12 protein-coding genes and 2 pseudogenes are annotated in these 22,980 nt (G+C 73.7%); 8 read left to right on the forward strand and 6 right to left on the reverse strand.

The genetic code is table 11. The features are described 5' to 3' along the window. Window positions 1-82: 82 nt before the first annotated feature. A pseudogene (locus ACIBCM_RS28515) lies at window positions 83-830 on the forward strand (rhomboid-like protein). A gap of 131 nt (window positions 831-961) precedes the next feature. Here ACIBCM_RS28515 and ACIBCM_RS28520 read toward each other — a convergent pair. Beyond that, entirely contained in the window at window positions 962-1,318 is a 357-nt protein-coding gene (locus ACIBCM_RS28520; protein ID WP_399248097.1) for a DUF805 domain-containing protein, read from the reverse strand. Between the two features lie 492 nt (window positions 1,319-1,810). On the opposite strand from ACIBCM_RS28520, the gene ACIBCM_RS28525 reads away from it, so the two are divergent. After that, entirely contained in the window at window positions 1,811-2,296 is a 486-nt protein-coding gene (locus tag ACIBCM_RS28525; protein ID WP_399248099.1) for a DUF1269 domain-containing protein, read from the forward strand. Between the two features lie 90 nt (window positions 2,297-2,386). Here ACIBCM_RS28525 and ACIBCM_RS28530 read toward each other — a convergent pair whose 3' ends face one another. After that, window positions 2,387-4,453: an ABC transporter ATP-binding protein gene (locus tag ACIBCM_RS28530; protein ID WP_399248244.1), complete on the reverse strand. Its 2,067-nt coding sequence runs from the start codon at window positions 4,451-4,453 to the stop codon at window positions 2,387-2,389. 594 nt (window positions 4,454-5,047) lie between these two features. Then, entirely contained in the window at window positions 5,048-7,216 is a 2,169-nt protein-coding gene (locus tag ACIBCM_RS28535) for a SpoIIE family protein phosphatase (RefSeq protein ID WP_399248101.1), read from the reverse strand. Window positions 7,217-8,221: 1,005 nt separating this feature from the next. Here ACIBCM_RS28535 and ACIBCM_RS28540 point away from each other — a divergent pair. Next, window positions 8,222-9,334: an Acg family FMN-binding oxidoreductase gene (locus tag ACIBCM_RS28540; protein ID WP_399248103.1), complete on the forward strand. Its 1,113-nt coding sequence runs from the start codon at window positions 8,222-8,224 to the stop codon at window positions 9,332-9,334. A gap of 173 nt (window positions 9,335-9,507) precedes the next feature. Here the strand turns inward: ACIBCM_RS28540 and ACIBCM_RS28545 are convergent, their stop codons facing one another. Then, the gene (locus ACIBCM_RS28545) at window positions 9,508-11,211 is read right to left on the reverse strand and encodes a bifunctional 3'-5' exonuclease/DNA polymerase (RefSeq protein ID WP_399248105.1); all 1,704 of its coding nucleotides are present in this window, start codon (window positions 11,209-11,211) and stop codon (window positions 9,508-9,510) included. Between the two features lie 442 nt (window positions 11,212-11,653). Further along, window positions 11,654-12,211, reverse strand: a complete 558-nt coding sequence (locus ACIBCM_RS28550) for a sugar O-acetyltransferase (RefSeq protein WP_399248107.1) — start codon at window positions 12,209-12,211, stop codon at window positions 11,654-11,656. Between the two features lie 136 nt (window positions 12,212-12,347). On the opposite strand from ACIBCM_RS28550, the gene ACIBCM_RS28555 reads away from it, so the two are divergent. Both ACIBCM_RS28555 and ACIBCM_RS28560 read left to right on the forward strand, forming a co-directional pair. Continuing rightward, on the forward strand, window positions 12,348-12,962 hold the full coding sequence (locus ACIBCM_RS28555) for a lipoprotein (protein WP_399248109.1): 615 nt from the start codon (window positions 12,348-12,350) through the stop codon (window positions 12,960-12,962). After that, window positions 12,959-14,151, forward strand: a pseudogene (locus ACIBCM_RS28560) (DUF2786 domain-containing protein). The gene ACIBCM_RS28555 and the pseudogene ACIBCM_RS28560 overlap by 4 nt, the downstream one beginning before the upstream one ends. 186 nt (window positions 14,152-14,337) lie before the next feature. On the opposite strand, the gene ACIBCM_RS28565 reads toward ACIBCM_RS28560, so the two are convergent. Beyond that, complete coding sequence (locus tag ACIBCM_RS28565) at window positions 14,338-15,192, reverse strand: serine peptidase (RefSeq protein WP_399248111.1); 855 nt, start codon at window positions 15,190-15,192, stop codon at window positions 14,338-14,340. A 105-nt stretch (window positions 15,193-15,297) separates the two neighbouring features. Between ACIBCM_RS28565 and ACIBCM_RS28570 the strand changes: the two genes are divergently transcribed. From ACIBCM_RS28570 to ACIBCM_RS28580, 3 genes are all read left to right on the forward strand, one after another. Then, a complete protein-coding gene (locus ACIBCM_RS28570; RefSeq protein WP_399248113.1) occupies window positions 15,298-15,624 on the forward strand; it encodes a CU044_2847 family protein in 327 nt (108 codons plus the stop codon). Window positions 15,625-15,642: 18 nt separating this feature from the next. Continuing rightward, a complete protein-coding gene (locus tag ACIBCM_RS28575) occupies window positions 15,643-20,598 on the forward strand; it encodes a hypothetical protein (protein WP_399248115.1) in 4,956 nt (1,651 codons plus the stop codon). A 250-nt stretch (window positions 20,599-20,848) separates the two neighbouring features. Continuing rightward, window positions 20,849-22,894: an FUSC family protein gene (locus tag ACIBCM_RS28580; protein WP_399248117.1), complete on the forward strand. Its 2,046-nt coding sequence runs from the start codon at window positions 20,849-20,851 to the stop codon at window positions 22,892-22,894. Window positions 22,895-22,980: the final 86 nt, after the last annotated feature.

Here is a 22,980-nt window from a genome sequence, read left to right on the forward strand (position 1 = left end):
CGCGTGGCAGTGACGCCCGGCCCTCGGAACCGTGCGAATGTCGATCACGCGCGCCACCGCCCTCCTGTGCGTGAATCACCCCATGCGCGTCTCCGCCGCCCCGGGCGCCGCCGCCGTCCGCAGGGGCGGACGCCGTGCCGCCGCCTATGTGCGCAGTGCCCCCGGGACCTATGTCTGGCTGGCGATTCTCTTCGTCACCACGGTCGCCCTGCGCCATATGTCGCCGGAGTTCGAGACCGACTTCCTGCGCCGGCGCTCGACGAACATCCATGAACTGTCGACCAACCCGGTAAGGGTGCTCATCGCCAGCGCCCTCTGGATCTCCGGCGGCGGCTGGCTCTGGTACGCCGTCCTCTACACCCTCTTCCACGCCCAGGCCGAACGCTGGCTCGGCACACTGCGCTGGCTCGTGGTCGCGGCCCTCTCGCATGTGCTGGCCACCTATATCGGCGAGGGCGTGCTCCTGTGGGCGATCCGGCACGGGCTCGCCCCGGAATCCGCGGTCGACACCCTGGACGTCGGGGTGAGTTACGCGCTGGCCGGTGTGATCGCCGTGCTGACCTAACGGATCGCCTCACCCTGGTGCTACGGGTATCTGGCGGGTGTCCTGGCCGTGTACGTGCCCCCTGTGTTCACCGGCCGTACGTTCACCCGATCTCGGCCACGCCACCGCGGTGCTCATCGGGCTGGCGTGCTACCCGCTCGTACGCGGCCGGGGGCCGAGGTGGAACCCGGCCGACACCGCCCGGCACCTGCGGCACCGGATCACCGCCGCCCGGTCCGCCCGATCCCCCCGGTCCGGGAAGCGGGCTCGGAGGGAAGGGGACTGAAGGGCGCTGAAGCCGGGTTCGCGAACACGAGGGCACAGGGAACAGCCCCGCCCTGGTGAACAGGACGGGGCCGTACCGGGCCTTGGGGAGAGCGGTTCCCGGCGGCCCGCTTGCGGAAGACGTACGGAAGGTCAGTAGCTGGGAGCCAGCTTCGGGTTCGGGCCGTACTGGTTCTCCTCCGGCTTGCCCTCCGAGGCCAGGAAGACGAGCAGAATGATGAAGCCCACGAACGGGACGAGGGCGATGAAGAACCACCAGCCCGAGCGGCCCGTGTCGTGCATCCGGCGGACGAAGACACCCAGCGAGGGCAGCAGGGCGACCAGCGCGTAGACGCCCGAGAAGAGGGCGACCGTGCCGGCGACGCTGTCGATGATGCTCAGGACGATGCTGATGATCGTGCTGAACAGCGTGAACATCCAGTACTCCTTGCGGCGGGCCCGCCCGCTGAATACCGCGTACTTCTTGAAGACATCTGTGAACCAGTGCATGGGTGTCCCCCGAGGATGTGGTGGGGCCCGTCCTCCACGGACCGAGCCAGGGGCAGAAGGTAAGCGCCTTGAAGTGTTCGGGTCAAGCGGATAGGGGCGGTTCCGGACGAGCTGTTATATGAGGGAAATCGAAAGCCCGCGAATTCTCTCCGAACCGGCCACAAGCGCCCATGGAACGGGCGTTCCGGATTTCCCTCCTCCGCATTCATGGCCGTGTGCCTGGGGCGGGCCACCGGGCGGGAGCGGTCCGGGCGGACCCGCTTCGGGCGGACCCGGTCCGCACGGAGCTTTGTGGCCCGTACGGAGCGTCGCGGGCCGGGTGGGAGGGCCGGGACGGGGTGCGGCAACCGCCCTCCGATCGCGCCCCGATCCGCCCGACATGCGGGAAATGTCCTTCGATGCTGGGATGGGTGACAGTGCGCGACCGCAGCACCACCGCTCTGCCGGGGGGCCGCCCAGGTGGCTGTCCGGCCGTTCGACAAGGAGACATCCGTGGCCACGCTCACCGCCTGGAAGTTCCCCTCGCCCGAGGGCGCCGCCCAGGTCGAGGAAACCCTGAAGTCGCTCCAGAAGCAGGGCCTCATCCAGATCCACGACGCCGCCGTCGTGACCTGGCCCTCCGGCCGTAAGCAGCCGAAGACCAAGCAGCTCCACAATCTCGCCGCCGCCGGAGCCCTGTCCGGGACCTTCTGGGGGATGCTCTTCGGTCTGATCTTCTTCGTGCCGCTGCTCGGCGCGGCGATCGGCGCCGCCGCCGGTGCGATCGGCGGGTCGCTCGCGGACGTCGGTATCGACGACGACTTCATCGCCGGTGTCCGCAAGCAGGTGGAGCCGGGCACCTCCGCGCTCTTCCTGCTGACCTCGGACGCCGTGGTGGACCGCGTCCACGACGCGTTCCCGGCCGGGACCGCCGAACTGATCCGCAGCAATCTCTCCAAGGAGGACGAGACCAAGCTGCGGGAGACGTTCGAGGCCTGAGCGGGATTCCCCGGGGATTCACGGGTGAACAGCACGGCGTGATACAGGTGTAGGGCCCGGCCTCCGTGGGGGAGGCCGGGCCCTGCGGTGTCAGTCGGCCGGGGCGGTCGTCACCTCGGCGCCGTCCCGCCGGCCGGGCACCCCCGCGCCCTCCGTCCCGCTCCGGGGGCCGCTTTCGCCCGTGGTCCCTTCCTCGCTCCCGTTCCCGTTCCCGTTCCCGCTTTCTCCCGCGTTCCCGCTCCCGTCCCCGCTCTCTCCCGCGCTCCTGTTCCCGGGCGCCGTTCCGCTCTCGTACGCGTACTGGCGCGACTGCGTCAGATACATCCGACGGAACAACCCCCTCCGCCCCTCGGTCCCGCACTCGCCGCCGGCCCCGGCGTGGCCTTCCGCCTCCTCACCGGCGCCCTCACCGGCGCCCTCGCCCGCCCGCATCAGCTCCTCGAACGACCCGCGCTCGACGACCCGCCCCTTCTCCAGTACGTAGATCTCGTCCGCGTGTCGCACGCTGTGCAGCCGGTGGGTGATCAGGACGACCGTCTGCCCCTCCGCCGCCAGCGCGCGGATCTGGTCGAAGACCCGCTGCTCGGCCTCCGCGTCCAGCGCGCTCGTGGGTTCGTCCACCACGAGGATCGGCGCGTCACGGTGGCGGGCGCGGGCGATACCGAGGCGCTGCCACTGCCCGCCCGAGATCTGGTGGCCGCCCTTGTAGCCCCGGGCGAGCAGGGTGTTCCAGCCACGGGGGAGCGAGGCGATCGTCTCGTCGGCTCCCGCGTACTCGGCCGCCGCGTTCAGCAGCGGTTCGTCGTGCGGTGCGCCGGGGCGGCCGATGGCGACGTTGATACGGGCGGTGAACGGCCAGCGGTAGAAGTCCTGCGCGACCACCGCGATCCGGTCGAACAGCTCGTTCCGGTCGGCTTCCGCCGCGTCGACGCCGTCCCAGAGGATCCGGCCGGAGTCGGGGACGTACAGACCGCAGAGCAGTTTGGCGAGCGTGGACTTGCCGCTGCCGTTGTTGCCGACGAGCGCCACGATCCGGCCGGTGGGGATGGTCACGTCCACCTCCTTGAGCGCGGGCTCGTCATGGTCGCCGGGGTAGGTGAAGCTGACGTTCTCGAAGCGGATCGCGCGCGGATCGCGGGGGAGCGGGCGGCCCGTCGCGGGGATCAGCCGGCGGTCCGCCTCCCGGCAGAGCCGGTCCAGGTCGGCGACGAACAGGCTCTCCTCGTACAGGTAGTTGAGCTGGACGACCAGCGCCTCGAGGTTGGCGGAGCCGGTGCGGATGGCGATGACCGCCGTGCTGGCCACCGCCAGATCCATCGCGCCCGCCCACAGCAGCAGACCGAGCGTCGCATAGGTCGCGGCGGCGGTGAGCCCGGTCCAGGCGGAGGCGATGAGGCCGGTACGGGCCGCGAGTCCGGCCAGCCGGGTCTGCTCGCGCTCCCCGGTCTCGGCCATCGTGCGGAAGTGCTTCAGCAGGAACGGGCCGATGTGGTGGACCCGTACCTCGGGCGCGGCCTGGGCGTCGATGAGGAGACGGCCGAGCAGTTGACCGGCGCGGGCGTGCTGGACCCAGATGTGGAAGGAGACATAGCGGCGGCGGGCGATCGTCAGCGAACTCCAGGCGCTGGGCAGGGTCATCAGCGCGAGCAGCGGCAGCAGGGCGGGATGCAGAACCGTCAGCACACCGGCGGCGGCCGTCAGCGAGATGGTGGCATTCACCACCGAGGTACAGAATCTGATCATCCGGCGCGCGGACTCGGCCCCCCACTGGGCGGAGTCCAGCAGTTTGTGGAACTGCTCGTCCTCGACCGCCTCCAGCTCGACGCGCGCCACCCGCTCCAGATACTCCTCGGTCGCCACCCGGAACACCTTGGGTTCGAGGCGGCCCGTCCCGGCGGTGGACGCCGACCGCATCAGCGCGGCGATCAGGGCGGTGACCGCCACGGCGACGAGGGCCGGTAAGGCGGCGAGAAGGCGTTCGCCGGGCTCGCCCGTCCCCAGGATGTGGACGAGCACCTGGTTGACGGCGACCAGTGCGACGGCCTGGGCGATACCGCTGCCGAACTCCGCGCCCGCCACCTGGCGCAGGGCGCGGCGGTCGGCGCGGTGGGCCAGCCGGACCGTGGAGGCGACCAGCCGGGGCATCCGCGCGATCATGCTGCGCAGGCTCAGTTCGAGGAACGAGCCGTCGTGCTGGTTCCAGCCGCCGTCGTAGCGGAGGGGGCCGCCGAACAGCAACTCCTCGGATTCCGAGACCTCTTCGGGCCCCTGGAATGTCCGCGAATCCCCGGCGCCCCGGGACGTCCGGGACTTGCCGGCGCCCCCGGACGTCCGGGACTCGCCGGCTCCCCGGGATTTTCGGGTCTCCCGGGATTGTCGGGACTCCGGGGACTTCTTTTCGTGCTTTCCGGGCTTCCGCGACCGGGTGGACCGCCGGGCCTCCCCGGCCCCGCGAGCCCCCTCGGTCCCGGGGGTCGACTCCTTCCCCGTTCGATTCCCTGTGCTCCTGCCGCGCTGTGTCATACGAGCCACCCGTCTCGGTCATATGTGAGCCCTGCGTTCCGGCGCCCCATACAACGCTGCTGATCAGGGATGCGTAACGGTCGGCATCGGTCAAGGATTCGACACTCGGGGTCCGTTGCCCACGGGGACTAGGCGAAAGCGCCGCGATCCGCAGTTCGAATCGACGGGGGAGGTCCGGGCGCCTGATGCAGAGGGGCGGCGGGGATCGCTCTTCGGGGCCCCGGACGCCTACGGCAGCGGATCCCGCCGGATCAGCAGCACCGCCACATCGTCGTATCCGGGGTAGGTGAAAGCGTCCGATACGAGAATGTCGGCCAGCTCCTCCAGATCGGCCGGCGCCCCGGGCCCGCCGTCCCGGGCCTTCCCCATCCACCGGCCGAAGGCCGTGGACACCGCCGCCACCGCCTCGTCGTACGAACGGTCGGGGCGGTCCACCAGCCCGTCCGTGAACAGCAGCAGGGCCGCGCCCGGCCGGAGCTGGCCGTGGAAGACGGGGTACCGGTCGTCCGGCGCGTATCCGAGCGGGACCGTGCCGGGCACCGCCAGCTCGTGGACCGTGCCGTCGGCCTCGGACTGGAGCGGGCTCGGATGACCGGCCCGTACGATCTGGAGATGCCCGGCGCGCGGTGACACATCGGCGATGCAGCAGGTGGCGAACCGCTCCGTGTCCAGCCCCCACAGGGTCTGATTGCCGCGGGCCATCAGATGCTCGGCGCGGTAGCCGTCCGACGCGTGCGCGCGCAGGGCCGTGCGCAGCTGGCCCATCACCCCGGCGGCCTGCGCGCTGTGCCCCTGTACGTCGCCGATCACGAACGAAGCCCCGCCGTCGTCGCGCGGCATCATGTCGAACCAGTCGCCGCCGACCTGCATACCCTCGGCGGCCGGGAGATAGCGTGCGGCGACGTCGAAGCCGGGCAGCCGGGGCAGGGTGCTCGGCATCATCAGCTCCTGGAGTTCGGTCATCCGCGCCCGGAACACATCGGAGAGCCGGGCGCGGGCCAGGGACTGGGCGAGGATGCCGGAGATGGCCGCGCCGATGACCTGGTCGTCGGGGCTGAAGTCGCGGGGGTCCTCGTACGAGATCAGACAGGTCCCGACCGTGCCGTCCGCCGAGGTGAGCGGCAGGAACACAAACGCGTGGTGATTGCAGGCCGGGCGCAGCCGGTCCGCTGGGAAGCGCCTCCGGTACGCCTCGGTCGAGGTGAAGAACAGGGGCCGGCCCTCCCGCAGGACCTCGGCCATGGGGTTGTCGTCCTCGGTGCCGATCAGCCGCAGCCGGTCCATGGACTCCGGGGGATAGCCGACGGCACCCGCGAGCACGAGCCGTCCGTCGCGTTCGAGATGGATGGCCATGGCGTGCGCGCCCAGCTCGGGCAGGACCGTGCCGGTCATGGTGCCGATGATGTCCTCGGTCGTCAGCGCGGCGGCGAACGCGCTGGTCACCCTGAGGACGAACTCCCTGCGGGCCTCGCGCCGGGTCGCGCGTTCCCGCTGTTCGGTGATGTCCCAGGCGACGCCCACCATCAGTCCGGGGTCGCCGTCGGGCGTGCTCTCGATGGTGCCCTTCGCCTCCAGCCAGCGGATGGCGCCGTCGGGCCGGATGATCCGGTGGATGGAGTGGTACTCGCCGGACACCATGCTGGTCTGCATGGCCCGTTCCATGGCGGCCCGGTCCTCGGGGTGGATGGCGTCGAGGAAGGTGTGGACCTGGGCGTCGAACCTCTCGGGGTCGAGCCCGAACAATTTGATCAGCCGTTCGTCCCAGATGACCGTGCCCGTGGGGATGTCCCACTCGAAGGCGCCGACGTTGCCGCCCGACATGGCGAGTTCCAGCCGGGTGCGCCGGGAGTGCCGGGCCCGGCGGACCAACTCCTCGTGGTCCGCGGTGTCCGGCCCGGGGCCGGGAACGCCCGCCGGGGGCCCGAAGCGCTCCAGCACGAGCAGATGCTCCAGCCGGTGCGCGCACACGTCCGCGACCATCGTCAGCAACTGGTCGTCCTCCGGGGACAGAGCGCTGGTCCGGGGGAACCGTACGACCAGACCGCCGAGGCACCGGTTGTCGACCAGCAGCGGCATGACGACGTAATCGATGCGGGCGTTCAGGGCGTCGAGGTCCGGATAGCGCCTCAGCAGGTCCTCGGCCAGTCCGTGGACGGGCCGCTGTTCGCGTACGGCGACGGCGAGCGGGAGCGAGGAGTCGGGGGCGACCGCCGGGAACCGGTCCATGACCTCCTTCTCCATGCCCTTGTACACGGCGAGCCGCAGCCAGCCGTCGTCCTCGGCGAGATAGACGGCCCCGGCCTCGGCCCTGATGCCCACGAGGCCGATGTCGAGGGCGGCGGCGAGGAGGGTCTCCGAGTCGGGGCAGTTCAGCAGCCGGATCACGGCGTCCCGCATGGCGGGCCCGGTGCTCGTGCTGGTGGCCGTGCCTGTGCCTGTGCTGGTGTTCGTGCCCGCGCCTGTGGTGCCTGTTCGTGCCCCTGTGCCCGCACCCGCGCCTGTGGTGCCTGTTCGTGCCCCTGTGCCCGCACCCGCGCCTGTGGTGCCTGTCCGTGCCCCTGTGCCCGCGCCCGTGGTGCCTCTTCCTGCCCCTGTGCCCGCGCCCGTTTCCCTGTCGCCGCTCGCTCCGGTGCCCGGGGTTCCCGCGCCTTCGGCCTCCCCGTCCGTGGCTCCCGTACCGGGGTCCGGGACCGTCTCGGTGGCCGTGTCCGTGGAGGAGGGTGACCCCGAGGGGGAGCCGGGTGCGGACACCGGCTCGGACGGGCGCGAGGACGGCGTCCCCGATGAGGGCGAGGGCATGGCGGCCGGGCCGGCCTCCGTGGAGCCGGGGCCGGTGCGGCGCGTGGGCTCGGCGGGCGGGTCCGCGGGGGTGCCCGGTGCCACCCGGTCCGCACCGCGGGAAACGTCTTCCGCTGCCACTGCCTCACCTCCTCGCCTCACGCACTCGACCCCTGTGGCCATCCGGGTCCGGTACGGTCCGGTCGTCCTGCCTCCTCTCCGGACAGCCTGGCCCCGGCATGGGCCGTCGTGGGCCTTGTAACGGCGCACCCCTCTCCGGGGCGGGTTCTATCGACCAGTTTCCTCCTTCCGGGCCGCTCGGCGTCTGTGAAGCGGCTGCGCGGCGTTTGTGCTGCGTCTGTCCGGCCGCCGCCTCCGGCACGCACCCCGGTGGCGTCCGAGCGGGCCTGGTGCCCGGTCCGGGCGCGGTCCGGGCAGGTCTCGTACAGCAGACGCTGTCACCACGGCCGATCGCCTAAAAATCCGGGCAAAACCAGGAAAAGTTGAGTCTTATGAGTTTATTACTCATTTAGGACTTTTGGCGGTGCTTTTCGAGGCTCCGGGCGGTCACTCTGGAAGCATGACGACGGCGTCCGGCGGACCGCCCGGCCTCCAGGGGATCCGGTGACCCGCCCGACATCCCACAAGGAGGCCATGGCCCTCGTGCACCCCTCCGACACGACCCCAGCCGCCCCCGACGCCCCCCGGGCGCCCGCGCCCGACCGCGCCACCGTCGCGTCCCTCGTGGAGGACGCCACACTGGCCCCGTCCATGCACAACGCCCAGCCCTGGGCCTTTACCTTCGACCCCCGGACCCGGACGTTCCGTGTACGGGTCGATCCGGCGCGCGAGATGCCGTTGGCCGATCCCGACCGCAGGGCGCTGCACCTCGGCTGTGCCGCCGCGGTCTTCAATCTCCGGGTCGCCGCCGTCCACGCGGGCTGGGAGCCCGTCATCCGGCTGCTCCCCGACCCCACGGCCCCCGAACTGCTGGCGGAGGTGGAACTCGCCCGCCCCCGTGACACGTACGACGAACTCGACGACCTCTACCCCGCGCTCCACCGCCGGCACACCAACCGCGCCCCCTTCCGCGAGGAGCGGATCGAGGAACCCCTGCTCGACGTCCTGCGGCGGGCGGCCCTCCTCGAAGGCGCGCGGCTCGCCTTCCCCGACGACTTCCACCGCAGGACGATTCTCGAACTGGGGAACGAGGCCGGCACCCGCGAGTTCCACGACCGCGCGCACCGGGAGGAGACCGCTCGCTGGACCCGCCACCGTACGGACGCCCCCGCGGACGGCGGCGCGGGCCACGAGTCCCCCGGCGAGCCGGCCGACGACGGCGTCCCCGGTTACGCCTTCGGTCCGCGACCGCGCACCGGCGGCGCCCCGATGCGCGACTTCGGCGAGCCCGAGGGCAGCGCCGCCCATGGACCGGCCGACTTCGAGCAGGCCCCCCAGCTCGCCCTGCTCGGCACCTCCCACGACCGCCCCCTGGACTGGCTCCGGGCCGGCCAGGCGATGGAACGCGTCCTTCTCGAAGCGACCCTCGACGGCCTCTCCACCTCCGTCGCCTCCCAGGCCCTGGAGTGGAGCGATCTGCGCTGGGCGGTGCGCGACCCCGCCTCGGCGATGGGCCATGTCCATATGGTGATCAGACTGGGGTACGGGCCCGAAGGGCCGCTGACCCGCAGGCGCCCGGTCGACGACGTCCTGTCGATCGACTCGTACGACGAGTAGCGCGCCGGGAGGAGTGCCCGAGGAGTGCCCGAGGAGCAGAGCGCCCGGTCGGGCTCCCCGGTCGGCCTTCCCGCCCTCACTTCCCACCGATACTCCGCAGCCTCACTCCGCGGCGGCCCGTACCTTCACCTCACGTCGGCGGAGCACCCTCGTTCCGCGCCGGTGGAGCGCGCTCATTTCGCGTCGGCGTAGCACTCCACCACCGCCGTCGTGAACGGGAACCGCACCGGGGTCCGCCCGAAGGCGATGTGCCCCGCCAGGTCCCCCGCCTCGGTGATCGCCTTCACCACCGTGTCCGCCTCCTCCGCCGGACAGTGCACGACCACCTCGTCGTGCTGGAAGAAGACCAACTCGGCCCGGAGCGGGGACAGGGCCTGGCGCAGGGCGGCGAGAAGGAGCAGGGCCCAGTCGGCCGCGCTGCCCTGCACCACGAAGTTACGGGTGAAGCGCCCCCAGGCCCGCGCGTCGGAGGAGGCGCCCCGGGGGCCCTCCCTCCCGGCCGGCGCGGGGCCGTCCGGATCCAGCGGCCCGCCGTCCTGCGGCAGCCCGGCCTCGTCGTGGCCGTCGTCGCCCGCCCCCGCCGCCGGGGGGCTGGTGCGCCCGAGCCAGGTGCGTACCAGCCGGCCTTCCTCGCCCGCCCGGGCCGCCTCGTCCACATAGGCGACGGCGGCCGGGAACCGGCGCCGCAGGGCCGCGAGGTTCTTCAGACCGTCGCCGGAGGTCTGGCCGTAGATCGCGCCGAGCAGCGCGAGCTTGGCGTGCTCGCGGTCGCCGGAGAAGGCCCGGTCGGACAGGACGGAGTACAGATCGCCTCCATGACCGGCGACCTCCATCAGCCCGGGGTCACGGGAGATCGCGGCCAGCACCCGTGGCTCCATCTGGTCGGCGTCGGCCACCACCAGCCGCCAGCCGTCGTCCGCGACGACCGCGCGCCGGATCACCTTCGGTATCTGGAGCGCCCCGCCGCCGTTGGTCGTCCAGCGCCCGGAGACCGAGCCGCCCGGCAGATAGCCGGGCCGGAAGCGTCCGTCCCGCACCCAGTCCTGGAGCCAGCTCCAGCCGTGCGCCACCCAGATCCGGTACAGCTTCTTGTACCGGAGCAGCGGCTCCACCGCCGGATGGTCGATCCCCTCCAGCTCCCAGCGCCGGGTCGACCGCAGCCTGATGCCCGCCCCCGCGAACGCCTTCACCACATCCGCGGGCAGATCCGGCCGCACCCGGCGCCCGAACGCCGCCGACACCTCGTCCGCCAGCTCCGCCAGCCGGCGCGGCTCGCCCCCGCCCGCGTACCGCTCGCCCAGCAGCTCGTGCAGCACCCGCCGGTGCACATCCGCCCGCCACGGCAGCCCCGCGCGGTTCATCTCCGCGGCGACCAGCATCCCCGCCGACTCGGCGGCCGTCAGCAGCCGCATCCGCCCCGGGTGCTCGGCCGCCTCATGCCGCCGCAGTTGCTCCCCGTACACCTCCAGCAGCGACTCCAGCGGTACGGGTACGGGCTGGGGCTCGAACAGCGACGACTGCGACCCGGGCTCGGCCGCCCGGGGGCGCGGATCGGGCGGCACCGGCGCCTGCCGCAGCCGCGCGAGCGCCGCCGCGGCCGAGCGCGGCTCCCCGGAACGCCCCTCGTGCCCGAGCAGCAGCAGCTCCGCGTCCTCGATGTCGTAACACCGCCCGACGCGCACCCCCGCGGCCAGCAGCCGGGGGTAGATCTCGGCGGTGGACCGCCACACCCAGCGCTCCACCCCGGGCCGTGAGCGGACGGCCTCGACCAGATCGGGTTCCTCCACCACGGGCCCGGCGGGCACCCCGTCGGGGCCGAGGGGGACGAGCCGCGCCCCGTCGCCCTCCGCCGCCGCCAGTGCCCACCGGCCACCCATGTCCCTGAGTGTTGCACCCACCACTGACATCGCACCGCGGACACGTCCCGTGACCAGGCACGACACCACGGCGGACGCGCGTTGGCCGGGCGGGGGCCGGGCGGGCGGAGTCCGGTCGGACGGGGTCCGGTCCGGCGGGTTCGGCCGGACGGTTTCCCGGCGAGCGGATCCGCCGGCCGGCCGCCTCGCCGGCCCGGCGTATCCGGCCCGGCCTACCCGGTCCGGGTGGCTGTCCGGACGGGTCCCGCCCGGACGGACGCGGCTCGGACGGGCCGGGCCTGATCGACGCCGTCCGACAGGCGCGGCCGGATGGATACGGCTCGGACGGCCGGGCCCGACGGACGCCGTCCGATGGACGCGGCCCGGATGAACGTGGTTCGGACGGACGTGGTTCGGACGGACGGACGCGGCCCGGCCCGCGCGCGACGCGGGGCAGCCCGTGTCACCCCAGCTCGCGGATCACCCGTGCCGGGTTCCCCACCGCCAGTACCCCCGCCGGCAGGTCCTTCGTCACCACGGACCCCGCCCCCACGACGGTGTTCTCCCCGATCGTCACCCCCGGGCAGACGATGACCCCGCCGCCCAGCCAGACGTTGCCCCCGATCGTGATCGGTTCGGCCTTCTCCCACCCGGCGCGACGGCGATCGGCGTCCAGTTCGTGCGTCGGGGTCAGCAGCTGCACATTCGGCCCGATCTGGGCGTCCGGGCCGATCGTGATCGGTGCGGCGTCGAGGAAGACCGCGTTGAAGTTCACGAAGACCCGGTCGCCGATCGAGATCCGGGTGCCGTAGTCGCACTGGAACGGCGGCCGGATGCGCACCCCGTCACCCACCGCCCCCAGCAGCTCGCCCAGAATCTCCGCCCGCTTCTCCGCAGGCGCGCCCCCGTTCGCGTTGTACGCCGCGCACAGCGCGAAACGGCGCAGGGTGTCCGCCTCCAGTTCGGGATCGTCCGGGATGTACCACTCACCGGCCAGCATCCGGTCCTTCTGTTCTCCCACTCGGCCTCTCCCGCCGTCCCAGGCACCTCGCACGAGATGCTCGTTCCGCAGAGCGTTCTTTAGGATCGCCTCATACGACCGGCTCGAACCAGGGGGAATCGTCATGCCGCGGTCCGTACGCCGTCCGATGTACAGCGTGACACCCGTGCTCCTGCTGGCCGCGCTGGTCACCGGCTGCTCCGGCGAGCAGGGGCCGGACGGGCCCGCGACCTCGGTGAAGGGCAGTGAGAACCGGGAGAACAGCGGCACCGGGGCGTCCTCCCCGGCCGGGGGCGGCGGTACGGTCGGCGGCGAGGGTTCCCCCTGCCGGCTGCCGGTCACCTTCGGCCTCGCGCCGAAGTGGCGGCCGAAGGCCGTCGAGGGCGGGGGCGAGACGGCGATGCCCCCCTTGGGCCCGGTCCGGCTCGTCTGCGAGATCGACGCCGAACCGGCCGGCCGCACCGGCCTCCTCCGTGTCTGGACCGGCGGCGCCAAGGGCGACGACCCGCGCCGGGCACTGGAGTCCTTCGTCGCCGAGTTCGTCGAGAACAGCAAGGATGTCGTCTACACCGAGGCCAGGACAGGCGGGTTCGCGTCGGCCGAGGCCGACTTCCTCAGCGAACAGGCGCTGAACGAGGAGGTCACCAAGGTGCGCGCGCTCGCCCTCTCCACGGACCGGGGGCTGGTCGTCCTGGAGATGAGCGGGAGCAACGACGAGGATCACGAGGCGATGCTCCCGGCCTTCGAACTGGCGAAGAGGTCCCTCCGGTGAGTACGCCGAGCACGGTCGACACCGCGCTGTCGGCCGCGCTGTACACGTCGGGTGACCCGTCGGATGACCCGTCCCTCGACACCGCGGCGTCCCTCCTGGCCGCCGACCGCTCCGCCGACGCGGAACTCGCCCGCCGGGGCGAGGAGTTCGTCCGCCGCGCCTGGGAACGCGGCTGGCAGCCCGCCGATGTCGTCCGTCTCGTACGCCGAGATCTCGGCGACCACCATGTACGCCTGGTCTCGGCCCTCGTCGTCGCAGAGGCCCGGCGGTACACCGTGCTCGCCCCCCGCTGGTCCGCCCAGCTCGCCGAGCTGGAACCGGGGCCGGTCCGGAGCGCCGACCGCTTCTCGTACGCCACGGCCGTGCTGGAGCTCTACCGTCTGCTGATCCGCCTCCCCGCCCTCGAACCCGTCGGCCCGGTGCCGGGCGAGCCCTTCGCCCCCACGTCGGTGTACGAGCCCCGCGTACTGACCCGGATACGGGCCCTGCTCGCCAAGGCGGAGGCCACGGACTACCCGCAGGAGGCGGAGGCCCTCACCGCGAAGGCGCAGGAACTGGCGGCCCGCCACAGCGTGGACGAGTCCGCCCTCGCGGCCCGCCACGCCCCCACCGCGTCCGGCCGGCCGGCGGGGTCCGCCGTGCCCGGGGCCTGCCGTATCGGAGTCGAACCGCCGACGAGACGTCCAAGGCGATCCTCCTCGACGCCGTCGCCTCCGCGAACCGCTGCCGCGCCGTCTGGAACGAGACCTTCGGCTTCTCGACCGTCGTCGGCTTCGACGCCGACCTCGAAGCGGTCGAACTGCTCTACACCTCCCTGCTCGTCCAGGGCACCACCGCCATGACCCGCGCCGAGGCGGCCCAGCGCGCCGGCGGGCGCAGACGGACGAAGACCTTCCGCCAGTCCTTCCTGCTCTCCTACGCGGCCCGCCTCGGCGAGCGCCTCCGGGCGGCGGCTGGGACCGTGTCCGCCCCCGCCTCTCTGCTGCCCGTCCTCGCCTCCCGGGAGACCGCCGTCACCTCCCGTACGGAGGAACTGTTCCCGCGCACCACCGCGACCCGGGTGCGGGGCGCCGGTGACGAGGCGGGCCTGCTGGAGGGCCGCGCGGCGGCGGACAGCGCCGAGGTCTCCCGTGCCCGCCGTGCCGTCGGCGCCCGGGAGAGCGGCGGACGCCGTCGGGGTCGCCACTGACCGCGGTGCGGCGTACGCGCGCGACGGCTGATCACGGTCGCCCTCCGACCACCCCTATGCCGTTTGTAGTGAACGTTCCATTCAACGGGACACAGGTGCCGCGGCGGCTCGGGCCCGGCGACAGCGCGTCCGATCACCGCCGGAACTCCCCGGCATCCACTCGGGCGGCCCGGCACCCGGGCTCCGTCAGGCCCCCGGGCGGGCCATTTCCTCCCGCAGGATCCGGGCGAGGGGATCGCACCGCAGGTAGTTCGCGGCGAGGTGGAAGTCGAAGGCGTGGATGGGATCGTGATGGTCGGCCGATACGCCGGTGAAGGCCCGCGCGACACCGCCCTTCGGGATGGCCACCAGATCGCCGACGTCCGCGATGTTCACCCAGCGCCGTACGGACGGCGGACGGGAGCCCGAATGCCCGACGGGCGCGGGGAGCAGACGGGGGAAGACCGCGTGGGGGAGGGCCAGCGGGGAGCCGAGGGTGATCAGGAGGTCGACCGGGGCACCCTGGTGCTCCCACAGGGCCTCGTACGCGACGACCGAGCCGAGCGAGTGGGCGATCACGACCCGGGGGGTGTGCTCGGTCAGGGCCAGGGCGACCGCCGCCCTCGCCGCCACACGCGGACGGCCGTCCGGCTCGCCCAGATAGGTCGCCACCTCGGAGAAGAAGCGGGCGACGAAGGCTTCCACCATCGAAGGCGCCAGCCGGTCCCGGGCCGCGACCCAGCCGAGGGCCTGGCGCAGCGGCCAGGTGGCCCAGCCCTGGGGAACCTCCTCGGGCAGACCCTGCTCGTCCAGCCACAGGCGCACCAACGCCTCCGTCTCCGGGTCCAGTTGATCGAGGGTCACCTCGTCGACGCTCTGCCCGCCGGGCTCGCGCAGGAGATCCGCGTAGTACGCGACCGTGAGATCGCACTGCGGCACCCAGGCGGCGAAGGGGCCGCGCGCGAGATTCCTCGCCCAGGTCGCGGCGAGCTTCGCGCGCGCCTCCGCGGACGTGGCGCCCGCGTAGTGATTCCCGACCCCGTGTACGCCCAGAACGCGCATCCCGTCTCCTCCCCGAGCCCCCGACGGCGCTGCCACGCCGCTATGTTGGGCGGAGTCCCGCCGAGTCCCGCCGAGTCCGGCCGGTCCGCCCGGAGAAGGAGAACGATGCGCGAGGTATCCCGGTTCCGGCTGTCGGACGGCACCGTCGTGAACATGGAGGTGGGCGCCGACGACGCCCTGGACCGCGGTTACCGGGACGTCTCGGGCACGTACGAGGCGAGGACCAGCCTCCGCGATGCCACCCGGTCCATCGGAGCGGCGATGGCGGACATGGTCAGGAGCTTTCTCGAAGCGTCGGGCCCACGTCCGAACGAGCTGGCGATCGAGTGCAGCGTGCAGCTGAGCGCCGAGTCGGGGGCGACGATCGTCAAGAGCCCGGAGGACGGGCACTTCCATATCAAGGCCACCTGGGACCGGACCACTGCGTACTGAGGCGCGGAACCCGCCGCTATGACCGGTTCCGCCGGGGACAGCGCCCCGGACACAGATCACGCGGTGGTCCTCGCCGTACGGAACTTCCGGCGCGGCGCGGTGCCCGACGACGGTGACGAGGTACCGCTCACGGGCGGCGGCGGCCTTCCCGAGCTGGAGTTCGCCCCGGGCCGGGCCGCGGCGGTCGGTTCCTCGCTCGCCGCGCTGGGGTACCGGCTGCACGGCGGCGCGGTGCTCGTGGACCCGGGCCTCGACCTCGCCCGTACCTCGCTCGACGACGCCGTGGGACGTACACCCGTCGGGGGCGGGCTGGTGGTCCACCTCATCAGCCACGGCCACACCGACTCCTCCGGCTCCCTGCGGATCGCCCTGGCCGACAGCGCGCGCGGCGACGGGCTGGACGTCGAGTCGTGGCTGCGGGACCTGGAGCGCGAGGGGCGCCCTGCGGCGCTCATCATGCTGGACGTCTGCCACGCAGGGGCGGCCGTCCGCTGGCAGTGGAACAACTGGTCCATGCGGCTGCGGGCCGAGGCACGCAGCGCGGACGCGCGCCGCGCCTGGGTGCTGGCCGCCGCGGCGCCGGAGGAGAAGGCGTTCAACGGCCGTTTCAGCGAGGCCGTGGCGGCCGTGCTGCAACGCCTGCGCGCGGACGGTCTGGAGACGGACCCGTCCCTGGAGTTCGTCCCCGTCTCGCTGGTGACCAGGGAGATACGGGCGACCCTCGACCGGCTGTGGCGGGACGGGAAGGGGATGCCGCAGCATCTCGACAGCACCCCGCTCGCGCTGGGGGAGGAGCCCGCGCTCCGGCTGTTCCGCAACCCCCGGTTCGCCCCGACGACCCTCGCACGCCTGCGGCTGGGCGCCGAGGACTCACTGCGCAGCTTCCTGGCCGAACTCGACCCGGTCCTCGACGCGCACCACTACATCACCCGTGCCTTCGGGGCGCGGGACGACTCGGTGGGCAGCTGTCTCTTCAGCGGCCGGGATGCCGAACTCGCGGTCCTGACTCCATGGTTGAACAACACCCCGGCCTCCCCGTTACCCGCGCAGCAGTCACCGGCCCCGCTGACGGACACCTCGCTGCCGGATCCTTCGCTGCCGGACACCTCGCGGCCGCAGACCCGGGAGCCGGGCGCACCGCAGCCGGGCGCCGGCGGAGCGGGTGGCCCGCACTCGGGTGGCCGGAAGCCGGGTGCCCGGGAAACGGGCGCCGCGCAGCCGGAGACAGCGCGGTCCCGTGTCCCTCCGTCCCCGGCCGGTCCGCCCTCGCCCTCACTGGCCGTGGTGACCGGCGGCCCCGGCACCGGGAAGTCCGCGCTGCTCGGCATGCTCGTCTGCGCGGCGCACCCCCAGCTCCGGCGGGCCCTCCTCGAACGGCTGCCCCGGCAGCCGAGGCTTCCCGGGCGGGCGACCGCCTTTGCCGCCGTCCACGCGCGCGGGCGGGAGACGGGGCAGCTCGCGTCGTCGATCGGGCGTCAGCTGGGGCTCCCGGTTCCGGCCGCCGGACTGACTCCCGTACAACTGATCGGCGCCCTGCGGCGGCGGGCGGAACGCGGCCATCCGGTGGCGACCGTCGTCGTCGACGCCCTCGACGAGGCGCTGAACCCCGCCGATGTGGTGGACCTGCTGTTGCTGCCCCTCGCGGGGGCGCGGGCGAAGAGGGCACGGTCCGGCACCGAGACCGCCGTCTGCCGGCTGCTCGCCGGGACCCGGGACGTCGAGGACACGGCCGCCGTGGTGGCGGGCGCGCGGGAACGGGGCCTCCTGCTCGACCTGGACGACGCCGACCGGACCGTACTGAGGGACGACGTCGCCGAGTTCGTACGGAGGCATCTGGAGCTGTCGCCCCTGTACGACGCCGGGCACCAGGACGAGCTGCGGGAGCGGCTCGGCGGCGAACTGGCCGACGCTCTGGTGGGGGAGGAGGCGCACGCGGGGGCTCCCGGCCCGTATCTGCTCGCCCGGCTCTATCTGCACCAACTCCTGGACGCGCCACGGGCGATCGGCACCGAGGACATCGACGACGTGATCGCCAGGGCCCCGCGTACCGTCGCCGACATGCTGGAGCTGGATCTCGCGCGGCTGGGAGACCCCTGGGCCCGGCCGCTGCTCGTCGCGGTGGCCCACGCCAAGCACCCCGGTATCCCGGCGGCGCTCGCCCGGGCCGTCGCACCCTGGATGAACGGCGCGCCCCCGGCGGAAGGCCCCGAGGCCGAGGGGCCCTCGGCGCACGGACCTCTGGTGAACGCGCCCCGGGCGGACGGGCCCGGAGCGCACGGAACCGGAGTGTACGGACCTGAGGCCGAGGGGCGGCCGGCGGCGGACACCGGCCGTCCGGAGGACACCGGGCGGCTGACGGCCCCCGCGCCGGACGTTCCCGCACCGGATGTCCCTGTGCCGGATGTCCCCGCACCGGACGCTCCCTCATCCGATGCCGCCGTACCGGACGCGGCCGGGACCCTGGAGCGGGTCGGGTTCTATCTGCGCCGCACAGCCGACCCCGAAGGGCCCACCCTCTACCGGCTGTTCCACCAGGAACTGGTCGACCACCTCCGGGCCCTGCCGGCCGCGGGCGGAGGACCCGCCGCTCCGGCCGTCCTGCGCGCGCTGCTCGCCCCGCTCCGCCCGGACCCCGCCGGACCGGTCCGGTGGAGGGCGGCCCTTCCGTACCAGCTGCGGCACGCGCTGGAGCACGCCGGGGACGCCGGGCGGGCCGACGAACTGGTCGCCGACCCCGAGTTCCTCATCCACGCGGGGCCGCCCGCTCCCGCCCTGGACGTACTCGACGGCGAGGCGGCGCGTGAACTGGCCGCCGTCTACCGGATGTCGGCCCGTCGGCACCGGGTCCTGGACGCCGCGGCCCGCCGGTCGGTGCTGGCGCTGGACGCGATGCGCTCGGGCCGCGGAGGTCTGGCCGCGCTGCTCACGATCGGCGGGGACGGCGGGGACGGAGAGCCGGGAGCCCCGGGACTCAGCGGCGGGACGGGCGGCTGGTCCCCGCTGTGGGCGTCCGGTTCGGCGGGGGAGGAGGCGCCGGCCGCCGTGCTGACGGGGGCGCCCGGGGCGGCCCGCAGGCTCACCGTCGAGGAACGCTCGGGCCGGACGGAGGTGCTGGCCTCGGGCGGGCCCGGATGGACGACCCGGTGGGATCTGGCGAGCGCCCAGGAGATTCCCCGTACCGTCCCGGCCGGGGACGTGGTCCACATCGCCCCCCGCAAGGACTGGGGCCCGGCCCTGGCACGGCAGTTGAGGGCCTGGGCGAGCGGCGGTGGTGCCGGGGGAGCCGGGGGCAGGGGCCGTCCGGTCCGCCGGATCTCCTTCGGCCGGGCCGCAGGGGTCCTGACCGTCCACGACGAACGCGGCGGCGAGGTGGCGACTGTCGCCGATGTGCTGACGGGGGTCGCCGAGTCCTCCGGGGCGCCGCTGGCCGCCCTGGTCCTGCGCTCACAGGAGATCCGTCTGCTGGACCTGGCCGGGCCCGAACCACTGCCCCTGCCCCGGCTGACGGGGGCACCCGGAGCGGTGCGCTCGGTCGCGGTGTACGCGGCCGGGCCGGACCGTACGGTGGTGCTGGCCCTCACCTCGGCGGGGCCGGTGATCTGGGACACGGCCGGTCCGGGGGCCGCCGGGGGCGACCGGGAGATCCGGGCCGTACCGCTGGCGGGCGGGGAGGCGTACGACGACTCCGGACCGGTGACGCTCTTCGCGGACGAGCGGGGCGGGCCTGATGAGGCGGGTGAGCAGGGCGGTTCGGAGGAGCCGGGCGGGAGGGACGAGCCGGGCGGGCCGGGTGGCCCGGTCGCCGCCGTGGCGAACGGCGGTTCGGTGACGCTGTATCCGCTGGACACGCCCGGTGAGGGCCGGCGGATCCTCGGCGGTTCGGCGCGCTCCCTCACCGCGCTCACGGCCGCCGTCGCCGGTGGCCGCGGGATCCTGGTCGGGGGCAGCGCCGACGGTTCCGTACGCGTATGGGATCTGGCGGTGCCGCGCGCACCCGACGCGGGGCAGCGGCACCCGGGGCCGGTGGTGGCGGTGGCGGCCGGTTCGGCCGGCGGGCGGAGGCTGCTTCTCGGGGCCTGCGGCGAGGAGGTCTGGATGCGCGATCCGGTCACCGGCCGGAGGACCGGGCGGATCCGGACCGGGCAGGTCGGTGTCACGGCGCTGGCGTTCACCCGGCTCGGCCGCCGCCCGGTGATCCTCACGGCGGGAGCGGACTGGACCCTGCGGATCTGGGACGCGCAGCGGCGTACTCCCGTCGGCGGCCCGCTGATCTCGCGCGCGGGCCGGACGGACGCGCTCGCGGTGGGGCGCCTGGCCGGGCGCCCGGTGGCGGTGACCGGAGGGGACGGCGCCATCGCCGTCTGGGATCTGCTGTCGGGGTCCCTGGTCGGCGAGCACGCGACGGCGCACGACGCACCGGTCAGGGGGCTGGCGTTCGCGCCGGACGACAAGGGCGGCGCACGGCTGGTCTCGGGCGGCGACGACGGCACCGTACGTTTCTGGGAGCTGACCGAACAGGCCCTGGTCCAGCGGTCCTTCGCCCGTCTTCCGGGTGCGGTCACCTGTGTCCGGGGGGTGGGAGGGCTGGCGCTGACGGGTGGCGCGGACCGGACGATCAGGGTCTGGGACGCGCTGTCGGGGGAGCCGGACGGCGAGCCGCTGACGGGTCACTCGGACGCGGTCGGCCGGCTCACGGCGGGGCGGTTCGCCGGAGTGCCCGCGGTCTTCAGCATCGGCGCCGACGCGACCTTGCGTACATGGGACCTCCGGGGCCGCCGCCCGCTGGCGGTCCTGGACCTCCCGTCCGCCGCCCACGACCTGGTCTGGTCGTCGCCCGGCCGGATCGCGGTGGGACTGGGCCGGGACCTGGTGGTGCTGGAGGAGGCACGGGGCATCACCGACCCCTGGGGCGGATCGATGACGCCCGGCACGGACACGCTCCCCACCCCGGCACCGGCCCCGCCCGGACCGTGACCAACGGGACCCTCCACCTCCTCACGATCACCACGGGCGACGACGGGCCGGGCCCGCCCGGGAGCGCTCCGGGGTGCCGGACCCCGGGCGGGCGGTCGGACCGCCACCCCGCCACCCCGCCAGGTCGAAGGGCGAGGGGCGAGGGCCTGGTCCCGGACCGTACGCCTGGGCGCACCCGGGTCCGCCCGACGCCACAAAGGCGCCGTACAAAACATCTCAAACACACACAGGCAGCCGTTACCCTCACCCCATGACCTGGCTTCGGGCCCTGAAGGAGACCGCCCGCTCCGGGCTCCGTCTCGAACCGCGGCGGGTCGCACCCGCGGTGGCTCTCCGAGGCGCCTGCGGACTCGCGCTCGTCGTCGGCGGCGCCCTCGCCCTCTTCGGACCGGTCGTCGCGGTCAGCTCCGCGTTCGGCGCGTTCCAGGCCGCCATCGCCACACTCCAGCGCAGCTGGCGCCCCCGCCCGGTGCTCGCCCTCGCGTCCGGTGGCAGCCTCGCGGTGTCGACGTTCATCGGGTACCTCGCCGCTGGACATCTCGGGATCTTCGCCGTGCTGCTCGCGGTGTGGACCCTGATCGCCGGGCTCGCCTGGGCGGTCGGGCCCACGGTCGGCATCATCGGCGCCTCGAACGTCGCGATCATGCTGGTGACGGTCACCCTCCCGACCTCGGTCGCCGCGGCGGCCGGCCACGCCGCGATGATCGCGGTCGGCGGGGTGGTGCAGGCGGCGCTGATCGTGCTGTTCCCCGTACGCCCCTGGGGCGCCCAGCGTGACGCACTCGCCGACGCCCTCGCGGCCGAGGCGGACTACGCGAGGCGGCTGCGCCACGACCCCACCGCCCCCTTCGACCCCGCGCCCCTGATGGTCGCCCGGAGCGCCGCCGCCGTCACCCCGCGCGAGGCCCGCCGTCGGCCCGCGGAACTGCACGGCGCGCGGGGGCTCGCCGAGCGGATCAGACCGGTGCTGGCGTCACTGGCGGACCCGGCGCTCGGGGTACCGGACGAGGGACCCGGGCGGGACCGCGTGAGGGAACTGCTCGCCGCCGCCGGAACCGTGCTCGACACCGCCGCCGGAGCCGTCCGCCACGGCGCGCCGGTCGCACCCCCGGCGCCCGCGCTCGCCGTGCTCAGGACCCCGGACACGGGGGCGATCCTCACCGGCCCGCCCCGCAGGGCGGCGCTGCGGCTCGCGGCCCTCCTCGACGAGGTCCTCGAAACGGCCCGGGGCGAGGGGGAGGGCGCGGGCCGGGGCGGACACCGTGACCGGCCCCCGCTCCTGCGTCTGCTCCCCGGCGCCCTGCGTACCGTGCGCGCGGAGATCCGGCGGGGCTCACCGATCATGCGTCACGCGCTGAGGGTGTCCACGGTCGTGGTCACGAGCTATCTCGTCGGCTCCGCGCTGCCGCTCGGCCACGGGTACTGGGCGCCGATCACCTCGGTCATGGTCATGCGCCCGGACTTCACCCAGACGTACGCCCGTTCGGTGGCCCGCTTCGGCGGCACCCTGATCGGCGTCGGTGTGGCGACGGCGGTCCTGGAGACGGCATCGCCGGGGACCTGGCTGTCGGCGGCGCTCGCGGTCCTGTGCGCCTTCTGTACGTATCTGGTCCTGCGTTCCGGCTACGCGGTCACGAACGTCGGCATCTCCGCGTACGTCGTGTTCCTGCTCGGCATGGGCGGCGAGGACGCGGGCCAGACCGTGCCCGAACGGGTGCTGCTGACGCTGATCGGCGGGCTGCTGGCGATGCTCTCGTACGCCCTCTACCCGGCGTGGGAGACGCCCCGGCTGCGGAGCCGTCTCGCCGACTGGCTCAAGGCGGACTGCCGCTATGTCGCCGCGGTGGTCGACCACTACGCCCGTCCTGCCGAGGCGGATGCCTCGGCGCGGGACATCCGCCGGGCGCTGCTGGCCGCGCGGGACGCCCGGATCGCCTGGCAGGAGGCGATGACGAGGGCGGCCCATGAACCGGTACGCGGCCGGGGACTGTCCCGTACGGCGGCGGAGGCCGCATCCGGGGCGCTGGCGAAACTGGGCCGGGGCGGGATGCTGCTGGAGGCCCATCTCCCCGGGCGCGGGGACAGCCCCGTTCCCGCGGCCGCGACCCTCGCCAAGGCACTCCGCCAGGACGCGGACCGGGCGGCGAAAGCGGTACGCGAACGCCGAACCCCCCACTGGGACCGGTTCGACCACACCCTGGCCCAATGGAGCTACGACCACGAGGTCCTCGACCGCGGCATCACCCTCACCGCGGAGGCCCTCACCGACCTCACCACCGCGCTTGCCAGACCGTGAGGGTGGTTTGCTCGGGCGCCTGTTGCCGTGATCGTTCCTCCACCGCGTCGTGGGTCCTCAGTCGCCGGAGGGGCCGGATTCTTCGG

The organism is Streptomyces sp. NPDC051018 (genome assembly GCF_044456085.1).
Taxonomy (GTDB): domain Bacteria; phylum Actinomycetota; class Actinomycetes; order Streptomycetales; family Streptomycetaceae; genus Streptomyces.

What these genes read in the sequence shown, in the direction of transcription:
- ACIBCM_RS28520 (WP_399248097.1), bottom strand. Translation starts at nt 1,318, where the DNA reads ATGCACTGGTTCACAGATGTCTTCAAGAAGTACGCGGTATTCAGCGGG.
- ACIBCM_RS28530 (WP_399248244.1), bottom strand. Translation starts at nt 4,453, where the DNA reads ATGATCGCGCGGATGCCCCGGCTGGTCGCCTCCACGGTCCGGCTGGCC.
- ACIBCM_RS28535 (WP_399248101.1), bottom strand. Translation starts at nt 7,216, where the DNA reads ATGCGGGACGCCGTGATCCGGCTGCTGAACTGCCCCGACTCGGAGACC.
- ACIBCM_RS28545 (WP_399248105.1), bottom strand. Translation starts at nt 11,211, where the DNA reads ATGGGTGGCCGGTGGGCACTGGCGGCGGCGGAGGGCGACGGGGCGCGG.
- ACIBCM_RS28565 (WP_399248111.1), bottom strand. Translation starts at nt 15,192, where the DNA reads ATGCGCGTTCTGGGCGTACACGGGGTCGGGAATCACTACGCGGGCGCC.
- ACIBCM_RS28570 (WP_399248113.1), top strand. Translation starts at nt 15,298, where the DNA reads ATGCGCGAGGTATCCCGGTTCCGGCTGTCGGACGGCACCGTCGTGAAC.
- ACIBCM_RS28575 (WP_399248115.1), top strand. Translation starts at nt 15,643, where the DNA reads ATGACCGGTTCCGCCGGGGACAGCGCCCCGGACACAGATCACGCGGTG.
- ACIBCM_RS28580 (WP_399248117.1), top strand. Translation starts at nt 20,849, where the DNA reads ATGACCTGGCTTCGGGCCCTGAAGGAGACCGCCCGCTCCGGGCTCCGT.